Source organism: uncultured Roseobacter sp. (assembly GCF_947488185.1).
GTDB lineage: Bacteria > Pseudomonadota > Alphaproteobacteria > Rhodobacterales > Rhodobacteraceae > Roseobacter.
Map to the genome: position 1 here is coordinate 529047 of NZ_CANKYM010000001.1, position 24745 is coordinate 553791.

At 60.5% G+C, this 24745-nt stretch carries 24 protein-coding genes; 6 read left to right on the forward strand and 18 right to left on the reverse strand.

Annotation, left to right across the window (positions count from 1 at the left end; translation table 11 throughout):
- Position 1: 1 nt before the first annotated feature.
- The 17 genes from Q1A52_RS02810 to Q1A52_RS02890 form a co-directional block, all read right to left on the reverse strand.
- Complete coding sequence (locus tag Q1A52_RS02810; RefSeq protein WP_300010554.1) at positions 2 to 1018, reverse strand: dihydroxyacetone kinase subunit DhaK; 1017 nt, start codon at positions 1016 to 1018, stop codon at positions 2 to 4.
- Complete coding sequence (locus tag Q1A52_RS02815) at positions 1015 to 1536, reverse strand: dihydroxyacetone kinase subunit L (RefSeq protein ID WP_300010557.1); 522 nt, start codon at positions 1534 to 1536, stop codon at positions 1015 to 1017. Before Q1A52_RS02815 ends, Q1A52_RS02810 begins: the two co-directional genes overlap by 4 nt.
- Complete coding sequence (locus Q1A52_RS02820) at positions 1533 to 2369, reverse strand: sugar phosphate isomerase/epimerase (RefSeq protein ID WP_300010560.1); 837 nt, start codon at positions 2367 to 2369, stop codon at positions 1533 to 1535. Before Q1A52_RS02820 ends, Q1A52_RS02815 begins: the two co-directional genes overlap by 4 nt.
- Complete coding sequence (locus tag Q1A52_RS02825) at positions 2366 to 3139, reverse strand: hypothetical protein (protein ID WP_300010563.1); 774 nt, start codon at positions 3137 to 3139, stop codon at positions 2366 to 2368. The genes Q1A52_RS02820 and Q1A52_RS02825 overlap by 4 nt, the downstream gene beginning before the upstream one ends.
- On the reverse strand, positions 3127 to 4164 hold the full coding sequence (locus Q1A52_RS02830) for an ABC transporter ATP-binding protein (protein ID WP_300010566.1): 1038 nt from the start codon (positions 4162 to 4164) through the stop codon (positions 3127 to 3129). The genes Q1A52_RS02825 and Q1A52_RS02830 overlap by 13 nt, the downstream gene beginning before the upstream one ends.
- On the reverse strand, positions 4161 to 4985 hold the full coding sequence (locus Q1A52_RS02835) for an ABC transporter permease (RefSeq protein WP_300010569.1): 825 nt from the start codon (positions 4983 to 4985) through the stop codon (positions 4161 to 4163). Before Q1A52_RS02835 ends, Q1A52_RS02830 begins: the two co-directional genes overlap by 4 nt.
- 3 nt (positions 4986 to 4988) lie before the next feature.
- Entirely contained in the window at positions 4989 to 5846 is an 858-nt protein-coding gene (locus Q1A52_RS02840) for an ABC transporter permease (protein ID WP_300010572.1), read from the reverse strand.
- Positions 5847 to 5926: 80 nt separating this feature from the next.
- Positions 5927 to 7159 carry an ABC transporter substrate-binding protein gene (locus Q1A52_RS02845; RefSeq protein ID WP_300010575.1) on the reverse strand — a complete coding sequence of 411 codons (1233 nt, stop codon included), beginning with the start codon at positions 7157 to 7159 and terminating at the stop codon, positions 5927 to 5929.
- 781 nt (positions 7160 to 7940) lie between these two features.
- Complete coding sequence (locus Q1A52_RS02850; protein WP_300010578.1) at positions 7941 to 8390, reverse strand: CoxG family protein; 450 nt, start codon at positions 8388 to 8390, stop codon at positions 7941 to 7943.
- Between the two features lie 111 nt (positions 8391 to 8501).
- Positions 8502 to 9113: a nucleotidyltransferase family protein gene (locus Q1A52_RS02855; RefSeq protein ID WP_300010581.1), complete on the reverse strand. Its 612-nt coding sequence runs from the start codon at positions 9111 to 9113 to the stop codon at positions 8502 to 8504.
- On the reverse strand, positions 9100 to 9900 hold the full coding sequence (locus Q1A52_RS02860) for an XdhC family protein (RefSeq protein WP_300010583.1): 801 nt from the start codon (positions 9898 to 9900) through the stop codon (positions 9100 to 9102). Before Q1A52_RS02860 ends, Q1A52_RS02855 begins: the two co-directional genes overlap by 14 nt.
- Complete coding sequence (locus tag Q1A52_RS02865) at positions 9897 to 11078, reverse strand: VWA domain-containing protein (protein ID WP_300010585.1); 1182 nt, start codon at positions 11076 to 11078, stop codon at positions 9897 to 9899. The genes Q1A52_RS02860 and Q1A52_RS02865 overlap by 4 nt, the downstream gene beginning before the upstream one ends.
- Positions 11075 to 11950, reverse strand: a complete 876-nt coding sequence (locus Q1A52_RS02870; RefSeq protein ID WP_300010587.1) for a MoxR family ATPase — start codon at positions 11948 to 11950, stop codon at positions 11075 to 11077. Before Q1A52_RS02870 ends, Q1A52_RS02865 begins: the two co-directional genes overlap by 4 nt.
- Positions 11951 to 12001: 51 nt before the next feature.
- Positions 12002 to 14431, reverse strand: a complete 2430-nt coding sequence (locus tag Q1A52_RS02875) for an aerobic carbon-monoxide dehydrogenase large subunit (protein ID WP_300010590.1) — start codon at positions 14429 to 14431, stop codon at positions 12002 to 12004.
- Complete coding sequence (locus tag Q1A52_RS02880; protein WP_195819455.1) at positions 14428 to 14922, reverse strand: (2Fe-2S)-binding protein; 495 nt, start codon at positions 14920 to 14922, stop codon at positions 14428 to 14430. Before Q1A52_RS02880 ends, Q1A52_RS02875 begins: the two co-directional genes overlap by 4 nt.
- A 44-nt stretch (positions 14923 to 14966) precedes the next feature.
- Positions 14967 to 15821: a xanthine dehydrogenase family protein subunit M gene (locus tag Q1A52_RS02885; protein WP_300010593.1), complete on the reverse strand. Its 855-nt coding sequence runs from the start codon at positions 15819 to 15821 to the stop codon at positions 14967 to 14969.
- Positions 15822 to 15957: 136 nt separating this feature from the next.
- The gene (locus Q1A52_RS02890; RefSeq protein WP_367277982.1) at positions 15958 to 17046 is read right to left on the reverse strand and encodes an MHYT domain-containing protein; all 1089 of its coding nucleotides are present in this window, start codon (positions 17044 to 17046) and stop codon (positions 15958 to 15960) included.
- A gap of 366 nt (positions 17047 to 17412) precedes the next feature.
- Between Q1A52_RS02890 and Q1A52_RS02895 the strand changes: the two genes are divergently transcribed.
- Genes Q1A52_RS02895 through Q1A52_RS02915 form a run of 5 tightly spaced genes read left to right on the forward strand, consistent with a single transcriptional unit; the run spans position 17413 to position 22932 of the window.
- Entirely contained in the window at positions 17413 to 19038 is a 1626-nt protein-coding gene (locus tag Q1A52_RS02895; RefSeq protein ID WP_300010598.1) for a peptide ABC transporter substrate-binding protein, read from the forward strand.
- A 49-nt stretch (positions 19039 to 19087) separates the two neighbouring features.
- The gene (gene oppB, locus Q1A52_RS02900; protein WP_300010600.1) at positions 19088 to 20011 is read left to right on the forward strand and encodes an oligopeptide ABC transporter permease OppB; all 924 of its coding nucleotides are present in this window, start codon (positions 19088 to 19090) and stop codon (positions 20009 to 20011) included.
- 4 nt (positions 20012 to 20015) lie between these two features.
- On the forward strand, positions 20016 to 20933 hold the full coding sequence (locus tag Q1A52_RS02905) for an ABC transporter permease subunit (protein ID WP_300010603.1): 918 nt from the start codon (positions 20016 to 20018) through the stop codon (positions 20931 to 20933).
- 29 nt (positions 20934 to 20962) lie between these two features.
- Positions 20963 to 21931 (forward strand): oligopeptide/dipeptide ABC transporter ATP-binding protein, encoded by a 969-nt coding sequence (locus tag Q1A52_RS02910; protein ID WP_300010606.1) that lies wholly within the window; start codon positions 20963 to 20965, stop codon positions 21929 to 21931.
- Positions 21928 to 22932, forward strand: a complete 1005-nt coding sequence (locus Q1A52_RS02915; protein ID WP_299780487.1) for an oligopeptide/dipeptide ABC transporter ATP-binding protein — start codon at positions 21928 to 21930, stop codon at positions 22930 to 22932. Before Q1A52_RS02910 ends, Q1A52_RS02915 begins: the two co-directional genes overlap by 4 nt.
- Before the next feature lie 157 nt (positions 22933 to 23089).
- Here the strand turns inward: Q1A52_RS02915 and Q1A52_RS02920 are convergent, their stop codons facing one another.
- Complete coding sequence (locus tag Q1A52_RS02920; RefSeq protein ID WP_300010609.1) at positions 23090 to 23638, reverse strand: heme NO-binding domain-containing protein; 549 nt, start codon at positions 23636 to 23638, stop codon at positions 23090 to 23092.
- 229 nt (positions 23639 to 23867) lie between these two features.
- Here Q1A52_RS02920 and Q1A52_RS02925 point away from each other — a divergent pair, with 229 nt between their 5' ends.
- Entirely contained in the window at positions 23868 to 24632 is a 765-nt protein-coding gene (locus Q1A52_RS02925; RefSeq protein ID WP_299828738.1) for a LysE family translocator, read from the forward strand.
- Positions 24633 to 24745: the final 113 nt, after the last annotated feature.

A 24745-nucleotide genomic window follows, 5' to 3' on the forward strand; every position in this document is an offset into this window, starting at 1 on the left:
TTCAGGCCCCCTGTGCGGTGATGTGCGGGAAGTGCGGCGCCTTGTGCGGGGCACGCCACAGCGCCAGCATCTGCGGTGTCGGCGTAAAGAGCGAGATGGAGAACCCGCCCATTTCCTGCGTCGTTGAATAGGACCCGATCATGGGAGAGACAGGTTCAATCCCCTTCTCGCCCAACTGCCTGTGCACCTCGCCATAGATCGTCAGCAGTTCCATCATCGTGGTACCGCCCGCGCCGTTCACCAGAACGACCGTGGGCGTGCCTGCCTCAATTGCGCGATCCTCCAGCAGTTCACCCAGCATATAGACCACAAGGTCCTGCACTGGCCCGACCTTCCGGCGACCGACGCCAGGTTCGCCATGCACCCCCATGCCGATGAAGACCTCATCCTCGGGCAGGGTGAACATCAGCTCGCCGGTCAGCGGCGACACACCGGGCGAGACAGCGGCACCCAATGTCCGCGTGGCGGCGCGAACCTCCGCGCCAAGGGTCATCAGATCCTCGATCTGCATCCCCTCTTCCGCCGCAGCCCCAAGAATTTTGTAGATGAACATGGTGCCAGCAGCGCCGCGACGCTCGTCCTCCTGCCCTTTGGGTGCGGAGGAAATATCATCATACATCAACAGGGGCTGCACGTTCAGACCGTCGTCCTGCGCCATCAGGGCGGCGGCATTGCCATTGATCACATCGCCTTCGTGACGCGAGATCAGCAGGACGGCGCCCGCATCGCCACAGACCTCTTCGATCCCCTCAAGGATCGCATCCGGCGAGGAGGCTGCGAAAACATCGCCCACGACATTGGCGTCCAGCAACCCTTCGCCGACGAACCCCATGGCAATCGGTTCATGGCCACTGCCATTGCCGATCAGCAGCGCGACCTTACCTTCCTTTGTGCGGAGCATTTTGCGGCGTACCACCCGTGGATCAGCCCCGCGACAAATGAGATCCGGATAGGCGGCGACGAAACCGTCGATCATATCGTCCGGCATCCGCTCCTTGGTATTGAAGAGCTTTTTCACATGCGCCTCCATTCGGCAAAGATGGCCAATAGGGCAGCGACAGAGGTGGCACCGGCATCGACATGGCCAACGCCCGCGCCTTCCACATATCTGGCTCGGCCCCGTTTGGCAGGCATATCCCGTGTCGCATCCCGGCCTGCGGCGGCGGCTTGCGCAGCGTCATCAGGGGAGGTCGCCGCAGCAGCGGGGATCAGCGCGTCCAGCATCGTTTTTTCCCCCGGTTTTGCCTGCCCCAGCATCGCGATCCGATCCGCCGCCTGCGACAGTGCCTCACCCAACGATGCGCCGTCGACCGCCTTTTCCAACGCCGCGATGATCTGCGCAAAGAGCGAGCCGGACGCACCGCCTGCCGCCTTGCGAAACGCCTTGTCTGGCGTACCGTCGACTGCTGCTGCGGCGCGCAATCCCTTTAGGATGGTCGTCCCGTGATCCCCATCGCCGGTGGCAGCATCAAGCTTGTTCAACTCCCGCTCAAGCGCTTCAAACCGGGTGACGCAGAGGGCGAGAAACTCTTTCATCCGAAAGTACTCTTCATGAAGGCCAGCGCACGACGGGCCGCATTCGTTGCATCGGGTTCAATGTGCCGCCAGATGTTCAGATCCGCACTGGCGGGGTTGCCCGCGATCACGAACATCTCTGCGACGATCCAGTCCTCATAGTCCGCGTCCTCCAAACCGGCTTTGACCTGATCCCAGGGCACATGTCCCGACCCAGGCACACCACGGTCGTTGTCGGACACATGGAAATGCGCCAGCTTTCCCTTGGCGCTGGCGATGGCCGCGCGGATATCCTTTTCCTCGATGTTGAGGTGGAACGTATCCAGCAGAACGCCCACCCGGTCGGACCTGGAGGCCTTTGCGATGCTGACGGCTTCGTCCGCCGTGTTTACGAGATCCGTCTCGAACCGGTTAAGCATTTCGATCCCGAGCGTGACATCGTGGGCCGCCAACGTCTCATGCAACGACCCCAGCGCCTCTGCGGAGCGGGCGGCCCGCGTAGGCTTGTTCAGCGGGTCGAACTGCCCCCAGGGCGCAAACACCACGCCCGCCAATCCACGCGATCCAATCCGTGCCGTGCTTTCAATGGCCCATTTCAAATAGGCGACGCCTGCCGTCCGGACGTCAGCATCATCAGAGGTGATATCCTTGTCGGGCGCCAACCCGTCCGAACAGGTGACCTGCAACCCGTGGTCCCGCACCGCCTTACCGAGCGCTGTGGCCTTTTCGTCGCTCATCCCCAGAAGCGACACCTCGATACCGTCAAACCCGAGATCAGCCACGATCTTCAGGATCGGGGTAATCTCATCCGTCCACCGGGCCTGCCAGAGACCGGCGTGAATACCGTATTTCATGTCACTTCCTCCGTCAGCGTGAGGGCTGCGGCAAATACCGCTTCATTGCTGATCTCCAGCTCGGCCAGCGCCTCTGGCGTCATCGGGTCCATGAACCGGCGCCCGGCGGTCAATTCGTCCCAGACCACGACCATCGACACCCCGGGCATGCCATATTTGGCCGCTGCGGCCAGGGTCGCCGCGGTCTCCATCTCAACGCTGAGCAGCCCGTCCTTGTGCCACGCCTCGTACATCTCGACGCTTTCGGCGAAGAGCGATGAGAAGGTCACATGCGGGCCGATATGGACCGTGCGGCCCCGCGTTTGCAGCGCGCTTTGCGCCCGTGCAATCCAATGGGGCGCAGCGTTGATCGTGGCGCCGTCGACGTAGTGTTCGGCCACACCGTCCTCACAGCGTATGACATCGGGAACAATGATGTCACCCGGCGCCAAATGGGATTGCAACCCGCCGCAAGTACCGATCTGGATGACCAGTTTACACCCCAGTTGCGCAAAAATCTGGCTGACCTCCACGGCACGGGGCGCCCCGTAGCCCATGCAGAATACCACCTTCTTGTCCCCATGCCTGCCCCAAAAGATATCGGGAAACCCGAGCTCCCGCACATCGGTCAGATGCTGCAAGCGCGCCTTTTGCCGTTCGGCCCGCCACCATGAGCCCTCAAGGATCACGACATCCGGAATGTCCTCTTCAGGGATACCAAGTCCGCCCAGCCATTCCGCGCGCGTCACCTCGAAGATCGATCTGAAGGTCACCGCCATCATATCACCCATAGTGTTGCGCGTGGCAGGTGGATCGGCAGGGTATCCCCAACCGCGTAGCTTTCGATTTCATTAGGGTTCACCACGGCGTCCAGGGCGGTGTCGCCGACCCGCAGTTTCAGCCGTGTCTGCGTGCCCAGATAGATGACATCAGCGATGGTCGAGGTCAGGCAGTTCTGCCCATCCGCCGCCGTGCCGATCCGCACGTTTTCGGGCCGAAAGGTAAGCTTTCCAGCGCCGGTTGTGGCCCCCTCCGGCAGCGACAGCTTGCCAAGCGCGCAGTCAAAAACATGGCCGTCCGATGTGCCGGGAATGAAGTTATGCCCGCCAAAGAACCGTGCCGTCGCTTCGTCGATGGGGCGTTTGTAGAAGACATCGGCCCGGTCGTATTGTTTCATCTGCCCGTCGAGGATCAGCGCCACGCGGTCGGCCAGAACCACTGCCTCTTCCTGATCATGGGTCACGAAGATCGTGGTGATGCCCATTTCCTGCTGTAGCGACCGGATCAGATCGCGCATTTCAAACCGCAGATGCGCGTCGAGGTTCGACAGCGGTTCATCCAGCAAGAGCACATTGGGCTGCACGATCAGCGCGCGCGCCAAAGCGACGCGTTGCTGCTGCCCGCCGGAGAGAGCACTTGGTTTGCGATCTCCCAAATCCGGCAGTTTGACCAGTTCCAGCATTTCGCCCACGCGGCGTTTGATCTCTGCGGGATCTTTTTTGCGCATCTTGAGGCCAAACCCGACGTTGTCAGCGACGCTCATATAGGGGAACAGCAGGTAGTTCTGGAACACCATGACAACGCCCCGGTCTTCGGGCTTATCGCGCAGGACGGAGCGGCCATCGAAGGTAACATCGCCGGATGTAGGCTCGAGCAGCCCGGCGATCATCTTCATCGTCGTGGTCTTGCCGCAGCCGGACGGGCCGAGCAGCGCGGTCAATTCGCCGGTGGGAATTTCCAGCGACAAGCGGTCCAGCGACGGGATGGTCGCGCCGGGATAGACCTTGGTCAGCTCTTTGATCGAAACATGGGTCAAATCTGTCCGAAGCCTCCGACAGCGCCGCTGCGACCCGAGAGGTGCTTGGCGGTGAGCAACAGGATGATGATACCTGGCAGGATGTAGATCATGCCGATGGCACCGGTGATGTCATTGCGGCCTGCGGTCGCGAAGTTGAAGAGCAGGAGCGGCAGGGTTTCCACGCGCCCGCCGCCGATCAGCAGGGTCAGGATGTACTGGCTCCACGACACCAGGAAGGCAAAGAGCCCCCCGACAATAATGCCGGGACGGATCGCGGGCAGGGTGACGTACCAGAAGGTCTTGAGCGGCGAGGCCCCGAGGCTGCGCGCCTGCGCCTCGAACGCCGGATCGTAATTGGCGAAGATGCCCGACATCACCAGCACCATATAGGGCAGCGTCGGGATCAGGTGCACGAGGATCACGCCCCAGACGGTGTTGTTCAGACCCATCGAGATAAAGACCGAGTGGATGCCCAGAACAACCGCGATACCGGGGACAATCGTGGGCGCGAGGATCATCAGTTCGACAATCTCCTTGCCCCGGAATTTATACATCCCCAGTGCGCGTCCGGCGGGTACACCGACCAGAATGGACAGAACCGTCGCGGCCAGTGAAATGCCGATGGTCAGCCACAGGCTGTCGAGCACCCCGGCGGTGTCGGACATGGCGTATTCCCAGGCCCGCAGGGTCCAGGTCTTGGGCAATAGATCGGGATAAAACCAGCCGCGCGCGAAGGACCAGATGGCCAGCGGTATCAGGGGCAGGACAAGCCATGTGATCAGGACAACCCCGGTCAGGACCCTGAAGCTGCGCATTGGGATGCTTTCAGCGTTGCTCATCAGCTATCCCCTGATCCGGCGGCGCGAATAGCGCACATAGAAGTAGATCATCACGGCAGAGAGCAGCGCGATGACAATGGCCATTGCCATGGCTTCGGGCCGGGCGGCGAGATCGACATCGGTGTATTTGCGATAGGCCAGCACCGGCAGTGCAGCGGGGAAATTCGCGCCCAGAATGGCCGGGATTTCATAGGCACCGAAGGTGAAGGCAAAGACCATCACGCTTGCCGACAAAACACCCGGGAAAATCAGCGGCAGCAGCACATAGCGAAAAGTCTGCCATTTGCTGGCGCCCAGCGAGCGGGCAACGCTTTCGTAATCCTCACCGATGGATTGCATATTTGCCAGAACGATGACGCCAATGAAGGGGATTTCCTTCCAGACGTATTGCAGGATGATCCCAATGGCATAGGGGTCGAAAACAAGCGCTGGAAAGTCGCTGGGCCGGGCGATCATACCGAATTCATGCGCCAGACGCGCGAAGCTGCCGGATTGCGAAAAGAGGTAGAGCATCCCGATGGCACCCACCAGATGCGGCACCGTCAGGTTGAGCTGGAAGAGGAAGTTCACGATGCCGCGGCCCACAAAACTGCGCCGAAGGAGCAGGGCGGCGCCGATGGCAAGGATCGAGGAGATCACAGTGGACGTGAAGGCGATGTGGAAGGTCAACAGAAAGGAGAGGTAGAATTCCCGATCCGTGAAGACGGAGATATAAGCGCTCAGGTCCGGTTCGGTCAGGCCGATCACCGGCATGTAGTTGAAGCTGCGCATCAACCCGATCATCAGTCCGCCAAAGAACAGCACGACGATGATGAACATCGCGGGCAGCAGCAGCAAAAAGATTTTCGTTCGGTCTGACAAATGCCCGACTTCCATTTGGATTGTTGCGGTGGCGAGCGCCCCACGACGCAGGCTGCGTCGTGGGAAGGGTCAGCGGGAGACTACTGACCGACGTTTTCCAGCCATCCCTTTTCGATGGCGGAAATCCAGGAGGCCTGCAGTTCAGGCAGGGCTGCCTTGGCCAGTTCATCGGCGGGAACCACATTGGGGTGCGCCACGATGGTGCCGAAATCCGCCTGCACTGCATCGCTGGTGCGCGACACTTCGATGGCAGGGGCCGCCCCCCAGACGTCCGGGCGGGCCTTTTGATATTGCGCCTCGCCGGAGAGCAGCAGGTTTTGTAGCACAAGGGCCGCGGCCTTGTTGGGTGAATTGAAGGGGATGATCGTGTAGTTGGTGTTGCCGATGGTGCCGTCCGTGAGGCCATAGCCCTGCGTGGTAGGCGGGAAGACCCCGTTTTCAATGTTCAGACCCACGCCAGAGGGTTCGTAGTTGAACGTCAGATCCACCTCGGAGTTTGCGTAAAGCTGTTCCATAGCGGAGATCGACGCGGGATAGGTTCTCCCTTCGCGCCAAAGGTAGGGTTCCATGTCGTTCAGGATGCCCCATGTCTTGGCCGCGACCTCATCGAACCTGGCCTGATCGAAATCGCCAAGCAGGGAATCCACGCCCCCGGCCGCGTGATAAAACACATGGCGCACAAAGACAGAGCCGTTAAAATCCGGCGGCGCGGGATAGGTGAAACGACCGGGGTTTTCCTGCACCCAGTCGATCAACTCACCGATGGATCGCGGCGGGTTGTCAAGGCGGGCAGTGTCATAGGCAAAAGCGAACTGCGCCTTGGACCACGGCACTTCGCACCCCTCCACGGGAACGCCAAAGTCATTGGCAATCGCTGGATTGGTCCAATCCACAAAGGCGTTGTTGGGCAGGATGTCGGTGTAGCCGCAATAGGCAAGACCGCCCTGTTTCATCGTGCGGAAATTCTCACCGTTGATCCAGATCATGTCGACGGATCCGGCATCCATGACACCGGATTCCTTTTCGCCCAGAACGATGTTCACCGCCTCGACCGTGTCGCTCAAGCCTACACGGTTCAGTGTAATCCCGTATTCATCCTTCAGGCGACCGCCGATGTACTCCGAGACGTATTGATTGATGTTGTCAGACCCGCCCCAGAGGAACCAGTTCACCTCGCCTCCCTTGGCAAGCTCAACAACTTCGTCCCAGGTCATGCTGTTCAGCGCGTCGCCATCCGCCGTATCCGCGAGGCCAGCCACAGGCATAAGCAACAGGCTGGACGCCAGAAGTGCCGCTTTGATTTTCTGTTTCATTTTCTCTCCCTTAGCCTCGTCGGCTTTTCCTGATCGACCGTTGGCGGGGCATTCGCGCAAGTGTCTTTGAATGGCTTCTCTGATCCCGAAACCGGCGCCGCCCCACCTCCCTATCGCCAATAGATTCCTTCTGATGCGCGTCCCCAAATTTCATCTATCAAGAATTTGTATGTACAACTTGATAGTAATGACTCTGACCTGTCAAGGACGACTTTTAGAGACCCCCGAGCTCATTGCAGATCAGTCGGCTTTATCTCGTTGGCCACGAGAATTGCAGATGGGGCCCGACCCCTCGGCACCTTCTACAGTGGATTTGTCTGCTTTGGATGTCACGCTTGTGCGATCAGGTGTGTTTACTCACCCCTTACTGCGCTTTGATTTCTGGGAAGACACAGAACAGCGCCGTCGACGACATTGGGCGGCAAACATGCGTTGCCGTCTAAATGCTCTTTGGGCCTGCTGCGATCCAGAGCATCCCGCAATCTCCATCTCGCGCACCGGCGAGAACATGCCTAACTGAGTGTCCGACGGGCGCGGCAACGTATCCCTTTGCGGGTGGTCACTGAGGTTTGGTCACGCCGGTCGCTGGCCCGTAGGTCAATGCAAAGGACGTCGAACCCGCAGAATCCACGATACAGCCATGCGTCTAGCCCTCTCCCGCTTTCGGAAGGGTGTGGCAATTGGCTCGACACCCATCCACCGGGGAATGTCGCGCATCGGCACCAATGCATACCCTGTCCTGGGCACGCAGCCTCACCCCATAAACCGGTGGATACCGCGACTAAGCTTCCACCACATCGACAATTTCGGCGAACTTGGTAAAGAACTTTGCTGCGAGTTTCTTGGCCGTGCCCTGGATCAGACGCGACCCCAATTGCGCCAGCTTGCCACTGACATCAGCCTTGGCGGTGTAGGTCAGCACCGTCACACCAGCCTCTTCCTTCAAGGTCACGTCAGCACCACCTTTTGCATGACCAGCCGCCCCCCCATTGCCTTGACCGGACAATAAAAACGCATCTGGCGCACCGGTGGTGTCCAGGACGACGTCCCCCTTGAACTTAGCCTTGACCGGTCCGACCTTGAGCACGACTTTCGCTTCCAATTCGGTATCCGAATGCTTGATCAGCTCGTCACACCCGGGGATGCATTGCTGCAGAATTTCCGGATCGTTCAGGGCTTCGTACACCCGATCCTTAGGCGCGTTAATGGTGATCTGATCGCTGAGTTCCAAATGAGTGTCCTCCTTAACAGCATGGGAATTTGATGGTGGCCAGCAAGTCGGCCTGCTCTTTGGTTGGCGCGGTGCGCGCGCAGCGGCGCAGCAAACGGCTAAGCAGGCGCTTCATTTACTCAGCTCCTGCTGGCGCTGGAAACCGGTAAGATCTTCCGCCGTATCGATGTCGAGAAAGAAGGCCGGGTCCGCTGTCTCGACGCGGTGCACATGCTCGAGATGGGCCCGGGTGAAAGACCGGCACCCTGGATCGCGCGGGTTCGCCAAAAGAAGCGACTTAAGTGCTCTCGGGATCACCAGGGGATTGCCGCGCACCGCACCGTTCACCGGCACGGTGATCTTGCGCGGGGTCTGCGCGCGATGTTGAGAAAGCAACCAGATCAGATGTTTGGGAGACAGCAAGGGCTGGTCACCGAGCATCATCAGCGTGGCCTCTGCCTCCGCCGTGGCCTTTAGCCCGCAGACAACTGATGATTTCTGACCGGTCTCAAAAGCGGGGTTATGAACGCAAAAGACCGGCAACCCGGCCAGCGCCGACTCGATATCCGCACGCTGATGACCTGTCACAACCGTGACTGGCCCGTCACAGACGTCAACCGCCGCCCTGACCACCCGGCGGATCATCGGCCTGCCATTCATCTCGATCAGCAGCTTGTTGCGCGCGCCCATGCGGCGTGAAAGCCCGGCGGCCAGAATGATCGCACCGCACTCAGCCATCCTCATCCTCGGTCCTCTGATGGCGGCGGCGCACTTCGGTCAGTTGCGCAAGGATGGAGAGGGCAATTTCGTCCGGCGTCACCGCGCCGATGGCCAAGCCTGCGGGCGCTTGAACGGCTGCAACTGCCTCTGCCGGCACGCCCGCCGCGATCAGCTTTTGCGACAAGGCGGCGAACTTCTTGCGGCTACCGACGAAGGCAGTGAAATCAGCCGTTGCGTTCAGAGCGGCCTGCAGGCAAGCCAGATCATTCTTGCCTTGTGTCGCCACCACGATCATCCGGGTTTCGCCAGCGGAGACCGGAGCCGCTGCCCGATCCACGGCACCGGTCACGACCGACCACTGGAACTGCGCAGCCAACCGTGTGAGCGATTGCGCGACCGGCGCTTCACCATAGATGATCAGCTGCGGCAAGGGCAGGATGAGCTCCACAAAGATGTCCATCGAGCCTTTGGACGGGCAACCGTTGCGCGCGAATTTGACACCTTCAACATCGTCGCCCGGCGCAATACCCTTTTCATCCAGCAGGTCTTGCGGGTGCAGCGAAATGAGTTGCGGCGTCCCTTCCGACATCGCGCGTCGCGTGGCTTGGGCAATGGCACCGCGCACACAGCCGCCCCCGATCCAGCCTTGCAGGATCGTGCCCTCTGCCGTCACGAGCGCCTTGGCACCCGGCTTCGCAGCAGTGGCCCCCAGTGTGCGAATGACCGTGGCGATTGCAAAGGGCTCGCCCCGCCCGCGCATGTCTTCGGCCAGTTCGGCAATATCCGCATCTGTCAGCTCTGCCGGGGTCATAGGCGCACCAGATCACGATCAAGCGCCGCCAGATCTGCGAGCGTATTGGCCGGGCGGAACAAGTCCAGATGCGGCATCGCGGCGGCCATGCCCTGCGCAACCGGTTCATACCCGTCCCACCCTTTCAGGGGGTTCAGCCAGATGATCTTGCAGCCACGTGTCTTCAACCTGGACAAGGCCGCGCCGATCTGATCGGCGCTGTCCGTATCATACCCGTCGGACAGGATCAGCACGACCGTGCGCCCATCGACGAACCGCCGCGCATAGCCGCGCGCAAATTGCATCAGCGACGCACCAATCCTGGACCCACCGCCAAACCCATCCGCCAGCAACGACAACCGCGCCAATGCCCGCATGGCATCCCGGTCCCGCAAGGCGTCGGCGATGCGCACCAGCCGCGTGTGAAAGAGATAGGCATCGGTCGTCTCATCCGCCCGCATCATACCGGCGATGAACGCCAGAAAAACCTGCGCATAGGTTGTCATCGACCCCGACACATCACAGAGCGTCACGATCTTCAGCGGGCGGTCCGGGCGATGCTTGCGCGGCAGCCGTATCGGCTCACCACCGGTCGACAGGCTTTGGCGGATCAACTTGCGGAAATGGATCTGGTCGCCTTTGCGGGCCTGCCTGCGGCGGCGCGACCGCCTGTCCCGCAGGGCGGCACCCAACCGCTCTGCGACCTGCTGCGCTTCGGCAATATCTTCCGGCTGCACCAGATCGCGCAGGTCCTTCTTCATGCGCGCCTCGTTCAAGGTGGCCAGAAGCCTGCCTTCGCCGTCCGCGTCCGCCGGATCATCGCCCGCATCAGGTGTCGTCGGAGCACCGGCAGTCCTCTCCGCCTCCTGACCTTGCGCGTTGCGCGATGAATGCACGTGGTCAGAGGCTGGCGCCGTCACCGGTGTCGTTTTCGGGGCAACCCGTCCGCCGTTCATCCAGAACGCATCGAACAGATCATCAAACCGCGCGGTGTCTTCGGCGGAGCTGCAGCACACCGTCCGCAGGGCATGGCGCACCTCTGTAGGCGCGCAGGGGGCAACATGGGTCAGGGCTGTCAGGGCCAATTCCGCCTCGCCCACCCCCAGCCGCAGACCGTTATCCCGCAAATGCGCGACAAACCCACCCACGCGCGCGGCGGGTCCGGGATCGCGCGCGGCAAATCTTGTTACCCGGCTCATGCGGCTTTGCCCGCCAGGCGCTGCGCAACCTCGGTGGTGATGTTGTCGCGGTCGGTTTGCGTTTTCAAAAGGGTGGCCAGCGTGGCCTGCAGGACCACTGGGTCCCGCGTCAGATCAGCAATCCCAAGCCCCATCAAAGCCGATGCAAAGTCGAGCATCTCGGCGATACCCGGCTGTTTTTCAAGGTCTTCCTTGCGCAGAGACTGCACGAACCCAACAATCTGGCCCGCCAGTTTCGTCTCGATCCCGGCACAGCGGGCTTTCAGGATCGCCAGCTCCGTCTGACGATCAGGATAAGCCACATGGGCGTAAAGACAACGGCGGCGCAACGCATCGCTGAGGTCGCGCGTCCCATTGGCCGTCAGGATGACAATCGGACGAGAGGTGGCCACCAGCGTGCCCAACTCCGGCACGGTGATCTGAAACTCCGACAGGACCTCCAGCAGATAGGCCTCGAACTCCTCATCGGCCCGGTCGATCTCATCAATCAACAGGACGGGGGGATCCGACTGGCGAATGGCCTTGAGCAAAGGCCGCTCCAGCAGGAATTCTTCGGAGAAAATGCGTTCCTCGACGCTGCGCCCGGTCTCACCGTCTTCTGCAGCGGCGCGGATCGATAACAGCTGCCGCTGGTAGTTCCATTCATAAATCGCCTGTTGCGCGTCGAGCCCCTCATAGCACTGCAGCCGGATCAACTGCGTGTCCTGCACGGCCGCCAGCACCCGGGCGATGTCCGTCTTTCCAACCCCTGCTGCTCCTTCCAAAAGCAGAGGCCGACCAAGCGCCAGCGACAGGTGCACCGCCATCGCAAGATCGTCGCCCGCGACGTAGCCCTGTTCCGCCATCGCGGTTTGAAGCGTTGTCCAATCCATCTCAACTTCCGATCCAATTAGGGGGGCGCACAGGCCCCCCCGCCAGCGGTTTCAGTCATGCAGCCCAAGTTCATTGGCAGTCTTCCAGATCCGCCAATGATCATGGGGCATGTTCGTCTGGCGCAGCCCAAACGCGCGGAAAGCGTCATGCACCGCATTGGAAAAACAGGGCACGCCGCCCACATGCGGGCTCTCGCCCACGCCCTTTGCCCCGATGGGATGGTGCGGCGACGGCGTCACGGTGTGGTCGGTCTCGTAGTTCGGCACCTCCCAGGCGGTCGGCAGGAAGAAGTCCATCAGCGTCCCGGTCTTCACGTTGCCCATGTCATCATAGGCAATCTCCTGCCCCAGCGCGACGGCAAGCGCTTCGGTCAGACCGCCATGCACTTGCCCCTCGATGATCATCGGGTTGATCCGCGTGCCGCAGTCGTCCAGCGCATAGAAGCGGCGTATCTCGGGCACGCCCGTATCCACGTCGATGTCCATGACGCAAACGTAAGCACCGAACGGGTAGGTCATATTCGGCGGATCGTAGTAGCTGACCGCCTCCAGCCCCGGCTCGATCCCCGGGATCGCCTGATTATACGCGGCAAAGGCGATTTCCTTCATCGTCTTGAACTTCTCAGGCGCGCCCTTGACGACAAAGCGGTCTACGTCGAATTCCACGTCGTTGTCATGGACCTCCAGCAGATAGGCCGCGATCATCTGCGCCTTGGCGCGGATCTTGCGGCCCGCCATGGCCGTCGCCGCCCCAGCAACGGGTGTGGAGCGAGAGCCATAGGTGCCCAAACCATACGGTGCCGTATCTGTATCGCCCTCTTCGATGGTGATGCTGTCGGCGGGCAAACCGATCTCAGAGGCGAGGATTTGCGCGAATGTCGTGGCATGGCCCTGACCCTGCGAAATGGTGCCCAGCCGCGCGATCGCGGACCCCGTGGGGTGGATGCGGATTTCGCAGCTGTCGAACATGCCAAGACCCAGAATATCGCAGTTCTTGACCGGCCCGGCCCCTACGATTTCGGTGAAGAAACTCAGCCCCACGCCCATGAGCTTGCGGGTCTTCCCGGCTTTGAAGTCCTCGACCCGCTGCGCCTGCTCCGCGCGCAGCCCATCGTAGTCAACGCTTGTCAGCGCCTTGTCCCAAGCGGTGTGATAGTCCCCGGAGTCGTATTCCCAACCGAGTGCGGCCTTGTAGGGGAACTGCTCTTTCTTGATGAAGTTGATCCGCCGCAGCTCTGCTGCATCCATGCCCAACTCAATCGCCAGAACCTCCACCATCCGTTCGATGAAATACACCGCTTCTGTGACGCGGAAGGAACAGCGATAGCTGACCCCACCCGGTGCCTTGTTGGTATATACGCCGTCCACCTCCAGAAAGGCCGTTGGAATGTCGTAGGAGCCGGTGCAGATGTTCATGAACCCTGCAGGGAATTTCGTGGGGTCAGCGCAGGCATCGAACCCGCCATGGTCGGCGGTCACGTGACAATGCAGCCCGGTGATCTTGCCTTCCTTCGTGGCGGAAATCTTGCCCGTCATGTGATAATCGCGCGCGAAGGCGGTGGTCATCAGATTGTCCATCCGGTCTTCGATCCATTTGACCGGCTTGCCCGTCACAATGGAGGCCACAACCGAACAAACATATCCCGGATAGGCCCCGACTTTGTTGCCAAAACCACCGCCAATATCGGGCGAGACGACACGGATATTGTGCTCTTCAATGCCGGAGATCAGCGACACCACAGTGCGGATCGCATGGGGCGCCTGAAAGGTCCCCCAGAGCGTCAGCTTGCCATTGACCTTGTCCATCGACGCCACACAGCCGCAGGTTTCCAGCGGGCAGGGGTGCGTCCGGTGGTAGTACATGCTCTCTTCAACAAGCACCTCCGCATTGTCGAGTACCTGCTGGGTGGCCTCTTTCTCACCCGCCTCCCACGTGAAGATGTGGTTGGGGTGCGTGCGCGGGCCATGGGCACCATCAGGGATAGAACCATCCTGCGCAACCAGATCTTCGCGCAGAACCACATCCGTTTTAAGCGCTTCGAACGGGTCAACGATCACGGGCAGTTCTTCGTAATCCACCTCGACGGCCTCGATCCCATCCGCCGCCGCAAACCGGTCTTCGGCCACCACAAAGGCCACTTCCTGACCCTGAAACAGCACCTTGCCGTCGGCCAGCACCATCTGCTTGTCCCCCGCAAGCGTCGGCATCCAGTGCAGACCCAGCGGCTCCAGATCAGCCGCCGTCAGAACGGCCAGCACGCCGGGGACCTTCAGCGCCTCTTCGGTGTCGATATTGGTGACCCGCGCATGCGCATAGGGCGAGCGCACAAAGTCGCCGAAGAGCATGCCATCGAGCTTGATGTCATCGACATAATTGCCCTTGCCTTGCGTGAACCGGGCATCTTCGACCCGCTTGCGCGAACAGCCCATGCCTTTGAGGTTGGCGACGCGATCGTCGCGGCTTTCCACTTCGTCCTTCATTCCGCGGCCTCCTTTGCAGCATTCATCTCGGCCGCAGCCGCGAGGATGGATTTGACGATGTTCTGATACCCCGTGCAGCGGCAGAGGTTGCCCGCCATACCAAAGCGTATGTCTTCTTCGGAAGGGTTCGGGTTCTCTTCCAGCAGCTTGGTGGCCCGCGTGATCATCCCCGGGGTGCAATAACCACACTGCAGCCCGTGGTGTTCCTTGAACGCCTCCTGCAGGGGGTGCAGGCTGTCGGGCGTGCCGATGCCCTCGATGGTGGTGATCTCCTTACCGTCCGCCTGCGCCGCGAACATGGTGCAGGATTTGACCGACTTTCCGTCGATTGTCACCGTGCAGGCACCACAATGCGAGGTTTCGCAGCCGATATGCGGCCCGGTGATATTGAGCCTCTCGCGCAGCGTGTAGATCAACAGCTCGCGCGGTTCGGCCAGAAACTCCTCATCCTTGCCGTTGACGTTCAACTTTATGTGCATCTTCTTTGACATGATTTTCCTCTCTGCCCTGTCTCTTCGCTCCGTGAGGACAAGCCTCAGGCGCGCGACCAGGCACGCTCAATCGCGCGGGCCAGGATGACGCCGGCAACGTGTTTCTTGAAAGCGACCGGGCCCCGATTGTCTTCCGTGGGATCGATATCGCCCAGCATGGCCGCTTTGGCCGCGGTGAGTGCGGCGGCGTCAACGGCTGTGCCGACAAGCGCCGCACCGGCATCGGCCGAGTAGATCGGCGTATCGCTCAGGTTGGTCATGGCAATGGAGGCTGCCGTGCATTTGCCGTCCTCCTTGACGATCTGAACCGCCGCCGCCGCCGTGGCATAATCCCCGATTTTGCGCTTTTGCTTTTCATAGGCGTATCCACCCTGCGGCACAGGGATCGACACCGAGGTCAGCACCTCTTCATCCTCGCGCGCGGTCATATAGGCCGCTTCGTAGAAGTCGCGCGCCGCGACGCTGCGCTCCCCACCGGGACCGACCAACGCGAACGTCGCATCAAGACACTGCATGAGACCCGGCATGTCGTTGCCGGGGTCGCCATTGGCAACATTGCCGCCCACGGTCCCCATATAGCGCACCTGCGGGTCCGCGATCTGCAGTGCGGCTTCGCGCAGGATCGGCGCCGCCGCTTCCAGACCGGCATGGTTGATCAGATCGTGTTGCGTGACCATGGCCCCGATGGTGATCTGCCCGTCCTTGATGGAAATCTCGTTCAAGCCATCAATGGCTTGAAGATCGATCAGATGCGGAATCTCCGCCATGCGCAGTTTCATCATCGGGATCAGACTGTGCCCGCCCGCCATGACGCGCGCGTCATCGCCATGCTCTTTGAGTAGGGCGATCACATCATCCATCTTCGTCGGACGATAGTAATCAAACGCTGCCGGTATCATGAATGTCCTCCCTGCCATGACCATGAGTAGCTGGCTGAGAGCATGAGGCTGCGGCCCCGTGAACCGCACATGGATTTAAGTCGATCGAGAGGTTTTCCGCACGAAATGCGCCATGGATCGCACGAAATGCGCGGCTCTAGACACCCAGCGCGTCCCGCACATCCCGCAATCGAGACCGGCTGACCGGAACCTTTTTCAAATGCGTCACATCGAAATGGCACACGCCATTGTCCTTGAGCCGCTCGAAGCCGGTGACAAAGGCCGGATTGACCAGATAGCTGCGATGCACCTTGATGAGCGGCCCCTGCCCCAGCCGCTTGGTGGCTTCGGTGATCGACCAGACGCAAAAGAGCTTGTCCGTGGCCGTGTAGAGATGGGTGTAGTGCCCTTCTGCCCGGATGGCTGCAACTGCGTCGGTGCTCACAAAGAGGGTGCGGCCCTCCTGCTCATACGGGATCTGAGGGGGGACGGTTCCTGCAGAGGTCGATTTCTCCGGCTCGGGGGTAGGCTCTGGTCGCGCCGACGCCTGGCGACTTCCTGCAGGGGGGGCAAGCACCGTAACGCCAGTCAGCAGGAAGGCACCGCATAAGACGAAACTGCTCAACACCACGCCGATGGCCAACACCTCGTTGCTGATCAGCGGGCCGACCTCGGTCAGTACGTCGACCTCCACAAAGCTGGTGCCGCTGATGGCGATGAAATGCACGGCAAAGACCGCGAAGCCAAAGAAAAGCGTGCCGACAACGATGCCACGTTGCGACCTGTTGCCGTAAGCGATGGCAAAGGCCGCGATGTTCAGAACGCAGGAAGAGATCACCGAAAGGGCAATACCCACAGGCGTGTAGAGCGCCTGGCACAGTTCCATCGCCGACATGCCGAGATAGTGCATCGCGAGCACGCCAAGTCCGACCGTCGTGCCTGCCAGCACAAGCGTGGTCCTGGTGCGTTTCCAGAAATGCAGGATCAACAGCGCGAGGCCCACGACCAGTATCGCCACAAGGGCCGACGCCAGCGTGATTGCGGCGTCATAGTAAAAGAGGATGGGGAGCTGCAAGCCGAGCATTGCGACGAAATGCATTGACCAGATGCCACCGCCCAGCGCAATGGCGGCAAGTACGATGAGGATTTTGCGCTGCTCGATGCTCCGCTGAGACAGGCCCTGGGTCAGCGACAAGCCGGTGAATCCAGACATCAGCGCCACGAACAGGGATGCAATAACCAGCATCGGGCTGTGAGAGAAATCCAACGGCTCCATAGGGTATCCCTAGCCCATTGAACAAATGCCACGCAAGTCGGGTGCAGGGGATTGAAACGAAAGGGGATTGAAGATGGTTGGGCGAACATTGGCGCTGCCGGTCCGGCAGTCCAAGTCCGAGGAGACGCGCAGAATAGGCAGGCCACAGAATTCGGCACCCACACCGCCGCTCAATTGACCCTGCGCAGTCGGTATCGGAGTTTTGTCGCCGATCTTTCGCCCAAACGCAAAGTTGTTGGTGTACAATCCCTGCTATTCCGCCAATTCTTGCAACCATATGGCGAAACAGGTTGCGCCTGTCAGATGCCACATCAAAAAACATAAGGGAGATAAAAAATGACCAAACATCGAATTTTGGCTACCTCAACACTTGTTTCACTCGCTCTTTGCCAGCCTCTTTGGGCGGCGGACACCCATCCGGTCACCGGCGAGCCGCTGGCCGCAGATCAGACCTTTCAGTATCGCTTGCTGGACCAGTTTCCCTCCATCGATCCGCAACTGATCGAGGAAACCGTTGGGGGCCATCTGGCGCGCCAGTTGTTCGAAGGGCTTTTGACGCAGAACGCCGATGGCACGCTGCGCCCCGGCGTGGCCGAAGAATGGTCCTCCGAAGACAACCAGACCTGGACCTTCAAACTGCGTGAGGATGCGCGCTGGTCCAATGGCGATCCGGTGACAGCACAGGATTTCGTCTTTGCCTGGCGCCGCGCGGCCGACCCGGCCACGGCCTCTGAATACGCCTGGTATGTGGAGTTGAGCCAGATCACCAACGCGGCGGCGGCGATTGCCGGCGAGGCCAGCACCGAAGAGCTGGGCGTGCGCGCCATCGACGACCGGACGCTGGAGGTCACACTGGCCCAGCCCCTGCCCTACTTCCCGCAGATGACGGTGCACTATACCTTCATGCCGACGCACCAACCCACGGTCGAGGCCCATGGTGCCGCCTGGACCAACCCAATGAACATCGTGTCGAACGGGGCCTATAAGCTGGACGATATGGCGACGAACGAATTCGTGCGGCTGGTTCAGAACCCGGAATACTGGGGCGCGGAGGATGTGATCATTACCGAGATCACCGGATTTGTGATCAATGACGCCAATCAGGCGCTGACCCGCTTTCAGGCGGGCGAATTCGACATGATGGATGACCTCCCCGCCGGCAGCTACCCGCGTCTTGAGGAAGAGACGCCGGATGTGGCGCATTCCGTGCCGCGGCTCTGTTCCTATTATTACACCGTGAACCAGTCTGAAAGCGGCCACGAGGCGCTGCAGGATCCGCGCGTGCGCACAGCCCTCAGCTATATGATCAACCGCGAGGTGATCACCGATCAGGTGTTGAAAGCCGGTCAGGCCCCCGCCTTCAGCTTCACCCATTGGGCCACGGCTGATTTTGAGCTGCCTGCGATCGACTATTCGCTCTGGAGCCAGCAGGAGCGCATGGAAAAGGCCGTGGCGCTGATGGAAGAGGCGGGCTATGGCCCGGACAACCCCATTGAGCTCAACCTGATCTACAACACCTCCGAAAACCACAAGCAGATCGCGACAGTGGTCAGCCAGATGTGGCGGCCCCTAGGCGTCACGACGGTGCTGAACAACTTCGAATGGCAATCCTATCTGGAAATTCGCGGCAATCAGAACTTCGACATCGCCCGCTCGGCCTGGTGCGGGGATTACAACGAGGCCTCGACCTTCCTCGACCTTCTGACCTCGAACAACGCCAACAACGATGGCAAATACGTCAGTGAAGAGGTCGACCGGCTGATGGCCGAAAGCGTCACCATGTCCGACCCGCAACCGGTCTATACGCAGGTTGAACAGATTCTCGCCGAGGATATGGCGATCCTGCCGATCTATCACTACACACAGAACTTCGTGCTCGACCCGACCATCAAGAACTGGCCGAAGGAGAACGTGGAGAACAACTGGTACGTGAAAGACATCTACCGCGTTGCACCAGAGTAAGGCGCAGCGGAGCGGGTGACTTCACCCGCTCCGGCGCTACATTCCAAAGATGATATTTTACATAATCAAGCGTCTGCTCGTCGCGATCCCGGTTCTGCTGATCCTGATCGTCAGCACGTTCATCCTGATGTATGCCGCCCCCGGTAGCCCCTTTGCGACGGAGCGCGGCATCCCGCCTGCGGTGCTTGCCAATCTGCAGGCACAATACGGGCTCGATCAGCCGTTTCACATCCAGATCTGGCGGTATGTGGTCGGCGTGGTCACCGAATTCGACTTCGGCCCCTCCTTCATCTATCGCGATCAGGATGTGAATGACCTGATCGGCCAGGGCTTTCCCGTGACGCTGACCTATGGGTTCTGGAGCTTTCTGGTCGCGGTGATCGTGGGTGGCAGCCTGGGCATCCTCGCCGCCTTGCGCCACAACACCTGGCTCGACTATCTGGCGGTGGGCATCTCCATCGGCGCGCAGGTGCTGCCGAACTTCGTGCTGGCGCCGATCCTCGTGCTGACCTTCACGCTCTGGCTCGGCTGGTTGCCGGGTGGTGGCTGGCAGGGTGGCCAGTGGCAATTCGTGATCCTGCCCGTCATCGCGCTCTCGACCAGTTTCATGGCCTCGATTGCGCGCATCTCGCGGGCCTCCATGCTCGAAGTGCTGACCTCGAACTACATCCGCACCGCCCGCGCCAAGGGCCTGCCGATGCGGCGCGTGATCTTCCGCCATGCGCTGAAACCCGCGCTGCTGCCGGTGATCTCCTACCTGGGCCCTGCCTTCGTCGGCATGATCACCGGCTCGGTCGTGATCGACATCTATTTCTCCACGGGTGGCATCGGGCAGTTCTTCGTCGCCTCGGCGCTCAACCGCGACTACGGCGTGATGATGGGCATCACCATCCTGCTGGGCGCGCTGACGATCTTCTTCAACCTTCTGGTCGATGTGCTCTACGCCTGGATCGACCCGAAAATCAGGTATTAGCCGCATGTTCGCAACCAAATCCGTCGCCGACGATCTGGCGGGCGCGGCACCCATCAAGGGCCGCTCGCTCTGGGCCGATGCGCGGGCACGCTTCCTGCGCAACCGCGCTGCGGTCGCCGGGCTGATCGTGCTGCTGCTCGTTGCCGCCTTCGCGCTCATCGGCCCCTTCATCGCGCCCTGGAACAACGAGGACATCGACTGGAACGTGCTCGGCAACGTCGCCCAGGGCGGGCGCCCATCGCTGGAGACGGGCCATTGGTTCGGCACCGACGCACTGGGGCGAGACCTCTTCGCCCGCACCGTGCAGGGCACGCAGATCTCGCTGCTGGTGGGCATCGTCGGCGCGCTGATCTCGGTGATCGTCGGCACGCTCTACGGGGCGATTGCGGGGTATTTCGGTGGGCGCATCGACAACGTGATGATGCGCATCGTCGATGTGCTGATGTCGATCCCCTACATGTTCGTGCTGATCCTGCTGCTCGTAGTCTTTGGCCGCTCCCTGCTGATGCTTTTCATCGGCATCGGGCTGATCAGCTGGCTCGACATGGCGCGCATCGCCCGCGGCCAGACGCTGACCCTGAAGGGCAAGGCCTATATCGAGGCTGCCGTCGCCACCGGGGTCCGGCCCTTCACCATCATCCTGCGCCACATCATCCCGAACCTGCTGGGCGTGGTGATCGTCTATGCGACGCTGCTGGTGCCCTCGATGATCATCTACGAAAGCTTCATCAGCTTTCTGGGCCTTGGCGTGCAGGAACCGCTCACAAGCTGGGGCGCGCTGATCAACGATGGCGCCTCTGAGATGAACAACGGCACCCTCTGGATGCTCGGCTGGCCACTCTTTTTCTTCGTCATCACGCTCTTCGGCTTCTTCTTTGTCGGCGACGGGCTGCGCGATGCCCTCGATCCGAAGGATCGGTAATGATGAATTTTCCGAAGGATCGGTAAGTTATGGCACTTCTCGACGTCACCGACCTCACCGTCAGCTTCGACACCCCCGACGGGACCGTGAAAGCCGTGAACGGTATGACCCTCTCGCTCGATCCCGGCGACAGCCTCGCCATCGTCGGCGAAAGCGGGTCGGGCAAGACCCAACTGGCCTTTGCCATACTCGGCCTTCTCGCCAAAAACGGCACCGCCGGCGGATCGATCCGCTTTGACGGTCAGGAAATCCTGAACCTGCCGGAGTCCAAACTGAACGCGATCCGCGCCAATGAGATCGCGATGATCTTTCAGGATCCAATGACCTCGCTGAACCCCTATCTCCGCGTCGGCGATCAAATGGCCGAGGTGCTGATGCTGCACAAAGGGGCGTCCAAGCGCGACGCTTTCGCGGAAAGTGCCAGGATGCTCGACGCCGTACGCATTCCGGATGCCCGTGCCCGGCTCAGGATGTATCCGCACGAATTCTCAGGCGGCATGCGGCAGCGGATCATGGCCGCCATGGCGCTGCTCTGCCGTCCGAAACTGCTGATTGCGGATGAGCCGACCACCGCGTTGGATGTGACTGTCCAGAACCAGATCATGGAACTGATGGCCGATATCCAGCGTGATTTCGGCACAGCCCTTATCCTGATCACCCACGATCTGGCCATTGTCGCGGGCTCCTGCGTCAAGACGCTGGTGATGTACGGTGGGCGGGTGATGGAAACGGGCGCCACCGATGATGTCTTCGCCGCCCCCTCGCACCCCTACACGCGGGGCCTGCTGAAGGCGGTCCCACGTCTCGATGTCCCGCAGGACAAGCTTGAGACCATACCCGGCGATCCGCCCGATCTCACGGCGCTGCCTGCCGGGTGCCCCTTCAGCCCCCGCTGCCCGGCCAGTCATGAGCCTTGTGCGACGACCATGCCGGTGCAGGAGGCATTTGAAGCCGGGCGTCTGCGCGCCTGCCATGCGGCGCGGGAGACAGTGGCATGAGCGCCCCGCTGCTGGAAACCCGCGACCTGAGCGTCACCTTCAAGGTCGCCCGGCAGGGGGGATGGCCATGGAGTCCGCCACGCGAATTGCAAGCGGTCAAGCAGGCCTCGCTGAGGCTGGAGCCGGGCCGCACCCTTGGACTGGTGGGTGAAAGCGGGTCGGGCAAATCCTCGCTGGCGCGTGCGATTGTCGGCACGGTGCCGGTCAGTGACGGGCGCGTGCTCTGGCGCGGCGAGGACATCGTGAGCATGGACACAGCCGCGCAACGCGCGCATGGGCGCCATGTGCAGATGGTGTTCCAGGACCCGCTGGACGCGCTGAACCCGCGCATGACTGTTGGCCAGATCGTGGCCGAACCGCTGCGGACCCACTTCCCCGACCTCTCAAAAGAGCAGGTCCGTGCCAAGGTGGGCCAGATGATGGAGCGCGTAGGCCTTTTGCCTGCTCTCATCAATCGCTACCCGCATGAATTCTCGGGCGGTCAATGCCAGCGCATTGGTATCGCCCGCGCATTGATCACAGACCCGGAGCTGGTGGTCTGCGACGAGCCTGTCAGCGCCCTTGACGTCTCCGTGCAGGCGCAGGTGGTGAACCTGTTGCAGGAGCTGCAGCGCGAGATGGGGCTGGCCCTGCTGTTCATCGCGCATGATCTGAGCGTTGTGCGCCATATCTCACACCGGATCGCGGTCATGTACCTGGGCCGGATCGTCGAGGTCGCCACCGCATCCGAGCTGATCGCAAACCCCCGTCACCCGTATACGAAGGCCCTGATTGCGTCGGTGCCGATCCCGTCGCCCAAGGCGGAGCGTGCACGCCACCGTCCGGTTCTAGAGGGCGAGTTGCCCTCTCCGATGTCTCCGCCCTCGGGTTGCGTTTTCCGCACCCGCTGCCCCATCGCACGGGCCGACTGCGCGGACGCGACACCGGCTGTCATGAACATTGGAAACGATCATCTCGTCTCATGCCCATATCATTCAAGCACAGAAGCATCGCCCTTATGAAGCTTTCAGCAAGTGGAAGAAGACCACGCCCGCTTGTGCGCACGGCCTGCGACCATCAGGTGTAACAACCGGCGACAGACCACATGGCCCACCGATATTTGTGGGGAGCGAAATGAACGGGTTTTACGCCCAACACCAGTTCCCAAACCGTTGGTCATCAGTTGACTACGGCAATCTCAAACACACTGTGATCAACGGTATCAGATTTTTCGGCAACCTGATTGACCTTGATCTTCTCGCCCGTCTCTTCTGCCATTCCATACAGCAGTCCGACGACCATCGAGTCCAGGCCGGTTCGCTGGGAAAAGTAGTGTAAACGGTACGTTCTGTCTGCCACTTCCTCGAGCTTGAACGACGGCGGTTTCAGATTTGGCATTGAAAGCTGAATACGGGCATGCATGTCGTCCAGGCCATTCAACCGCTCCAGAAAACTGTCGCCCGCAACCTTCATGAGATTGCCGAACCTGGATTCTCCGGCATAGTCGACCCAGTGCGATCCAAACTTGGTCAAGACCTCGCCCGATGACAGACCGGTGTGTTCGGAAATGGCGCCCACCAACTGATAGGTGATACCGTCATCGTAACTTTTCATGCCATCAAACTGTTGGTCACCGACAGAGGCCTTTTGGCAAATCGCCTCCCAGGTTTCTTTATCGTGGTGTTTAAGGATGAAGGCGCGAATGCCTTCATTTATCATGCCGTACATTTTCATTTCCTCGCAAACTGGATGAACCCGTCAGGGAGAGCGCCGGCAAAAGAATTGTCGCGACACCCCATCGGAACGAACAGCCCGGAGCATCAGTCTCCGAACGCTTGGAAATTCAGTAAATGCACGATGCAGCCTGGAAAACCCGAACAGCTGCAAGAGGCTCTTGCGAGGATGCACAACCAAGGATCACATGAACGTACAACCGTTGCGGCGCAACGCGATTTGAATGACGCGCTTAGTTTACTCAGAGCAACAGGCGATCTACGGTTTAGCCAACGTCAAAAGCAGCATGGTGTGGAGATCACTGATGGATTGGAGTTTGGTTCTATTGATGGTTGGAATCCACGCGCTGATGTTTCTGACGCCTGGTCCTGACAGTATCGTCGTAGTCTCGCGGGCAACCTCCCAGGGCATGCGACACGCTCTTGCTGCGATCTTTGGCGTTATCTCCGCGGGCTTTGTCTTTGTGCCGGCAATTGCGTTTGGGATGGATTTCATCAACACCCTCTCGCCCGCGATATGGATGGCAGTCCGCGCGGCGGGCGCCGTCTATTTAATCTACGTCGGCTACAGGATGCTCCGCGCTTCGTTCGCTTTTCGCAAAAACCACGATCCAGCGACGCATACAGCATTTGTACCGTCCGAGGAGCCGCTTTTGGCTGCATATATCCAAGGTCTCCTCACCAATCTTGGAAACCCGAAGATGGTTGTTCTGCTGACGTCCTTCCTTCCCCAATTCGTAGCGGTAGAGATGGGGAATATCAGCACCCAGATCCTGGTTCTTGGCCTTCTTATGTACTTGAATGGCTTGGTCTGTTTCACCGCAATTGCGTTCGGTGCCGTCATGCTAAAAACACAGATCGTCAAGCGTTTCGGATCAAACAATCTCTCTTTCTGGGGCGGAAACCTGGCGGGAGGGACGATGTTGAGCGTCGGGGTATGGATGCTCATCTCGCCTGTCAGGTTCATGCTTGGCGCGCGAAACACCTGAGCATCGTTCCATCTTGTGACGCCGTCTTTCATTCTCGCTGTGTCGCGCGGCAGACTGAGCTCGAACCGGGTTGGCCAGTGTATAGTCTCCACCGGTGGCACGGGCTCATCAAA

What these genes read in the sequence shown, in the direction of transcription:
- Q1A52_RS02815 (WP_300010557.1), bottom strand. Translation starts at nt 1,536, where the DNA reads ATGAAAGAGTTTCTCGCCCTCTGCGTCACCCGGTTTGAAGCGCTTGAG.
- Q1A52_RS02820 (WP_300010560.1), bottom strand. Translation starts at nt 2,369, where the DNA reads ATGAAATACGGTATTCACGCCGGTCTCTGGCAGGCCCGGTGGACGGAT.
- Q1A52_RS02825 (WP_300010563.1), bottom strand. Translation starts at nt 3,139, where the DNA reads ATGGGTGATATGATGGCGGTGACCTTCAGATCGATCTTCGAGGTGACG.
- Q1A52_RS02835 (WP_300010569.1), bottom strand. Translation starts at nt 4,985, where the DNA reads ATGAGCAACGCTGAAAGCATCCCAATGCGCAGCTTCAGGGTCCTGACC.
- Q1A52_RS02845 (WP_300010575.1), bottom strand. Translation starts at nt 7,159, where the DNA reads ATGAAACAGAAAATCAAAGCGGCACTTCTGGCGTCCAGCCTGTTGCTT.
- Q1A52_RS02855 (WP_300010581.1), bottom strand. Translation starts at nt 9,113, where the DNA reads ATGAGGATGGCTGAGTGCGGTGCGATCATTCTGGCCGCCGGGCTTTCA.
- Q1A52_RS02860 (WP_300010583.1), bottom strand. Translation starts at nt 9,900, where the DNA reads ATGACCCCGGCAGAGCTGACAGATGCGGATATTGCCGAACTGGCCGAA.
- Q1A52_RS02865 (WP_300010585.1), bottom strand. Translation starts at nt 11,078, where the DNA reads ATGAGCCGGGTAACAAGATTTGCCGCGCGCGATCCCGGACCCGCCGCG.
- Q1A52_RS02870 (WP_300010587.1), bottom strand. Translation starts at nt 11,950, where the DNA reads ATGGATTGGACAACGCTTCAAACCGCGATGGCGGAACAGGGCTACGTC.
- Q1A52_RS02875 (WP_300010590.1), bottom strand. Translation starts at nt 14,431, where the DNA reads ATGAAGGACGAAGTGGAAAGCCGCGACGATCGCGTCGCCAACCTCAAA.
- Q1A52_RS02880 (WP_195819455.1), bottom strand. Translation starts at nt 14,922, where the DNA reads ATGTCAAAGAAGATGCACATAAAGTTGAACGTCAACGGCAAGGATGAG.
- Q1A52_RS02885 (WP_300010593.1), bottom strand. Translation starts at nt 15,821, where the DNA reads ATGATACCGGCAGCGTTTGATTACTATCGTCCGACGAAGATGGATGAT.
- Q1A52_RS02890 (WP_367277982.1), bottom strand. Translation starts at nt 17,046, where the DNA reads ATGCTGGTTATTGCATCCCTGTTCGTGGCGCTGATGTCTGGATTCACC.
- Q1A52_RS02895 (WP_300010598.1), top strand. Translation starts at nt 17,413, where the DNA reads ATGACCAAACATCGAATTTTGGCTACCTCAACACTTGTTTCACTCGCT.
- oppB (WP_300010600.1), top strand. Translation starts at nt 19,088, where the DNA reads ATGATATTTTACATAATCAAGCGTCTGCTCGTCGCGATCCCGGTTCTG.
- Q1A52_RS02905 (WP_300010603.1), top strand. Translation starts at nt 20,016, where the DNA reads ATGTTCGCAACCAAATCCGTCGCCGACGATCTGGCGGGCGCGGCACCC.
- Q1A52_RS02910 (WP_300010606.1), top strand. Translation starts at nt 20,963, where the DNA reads ATGGCACTTCTCGACGTCACCGACCTCACCGTCAGCTTCGACACCCCC.
- Q1A52_RS02915 (WP_299780487.1), top strand. Translation starts at nt 21,928, where the DNA reads ATGAGCGCCCCGCTGCTGGAAACCCGCGACCTGAGCGTCACCTTCAAG.
- Q1A52_RS02920 (WP_300010609.1), bottom strand. Translation starts at nt 23,638, where the DNA reads ATGTACGGCATGATAAATGAAGGCATTCGCGCCTTCATCCTTAAACAC.
- Q1A52_RS02925 (WP_299828738.1), top strand. Translation starts at nt 23,868, where the DNA reads ATGACGCGCTTAGTTTACTCAGAGCAACAGGCGATCTACGGTTTAGCC.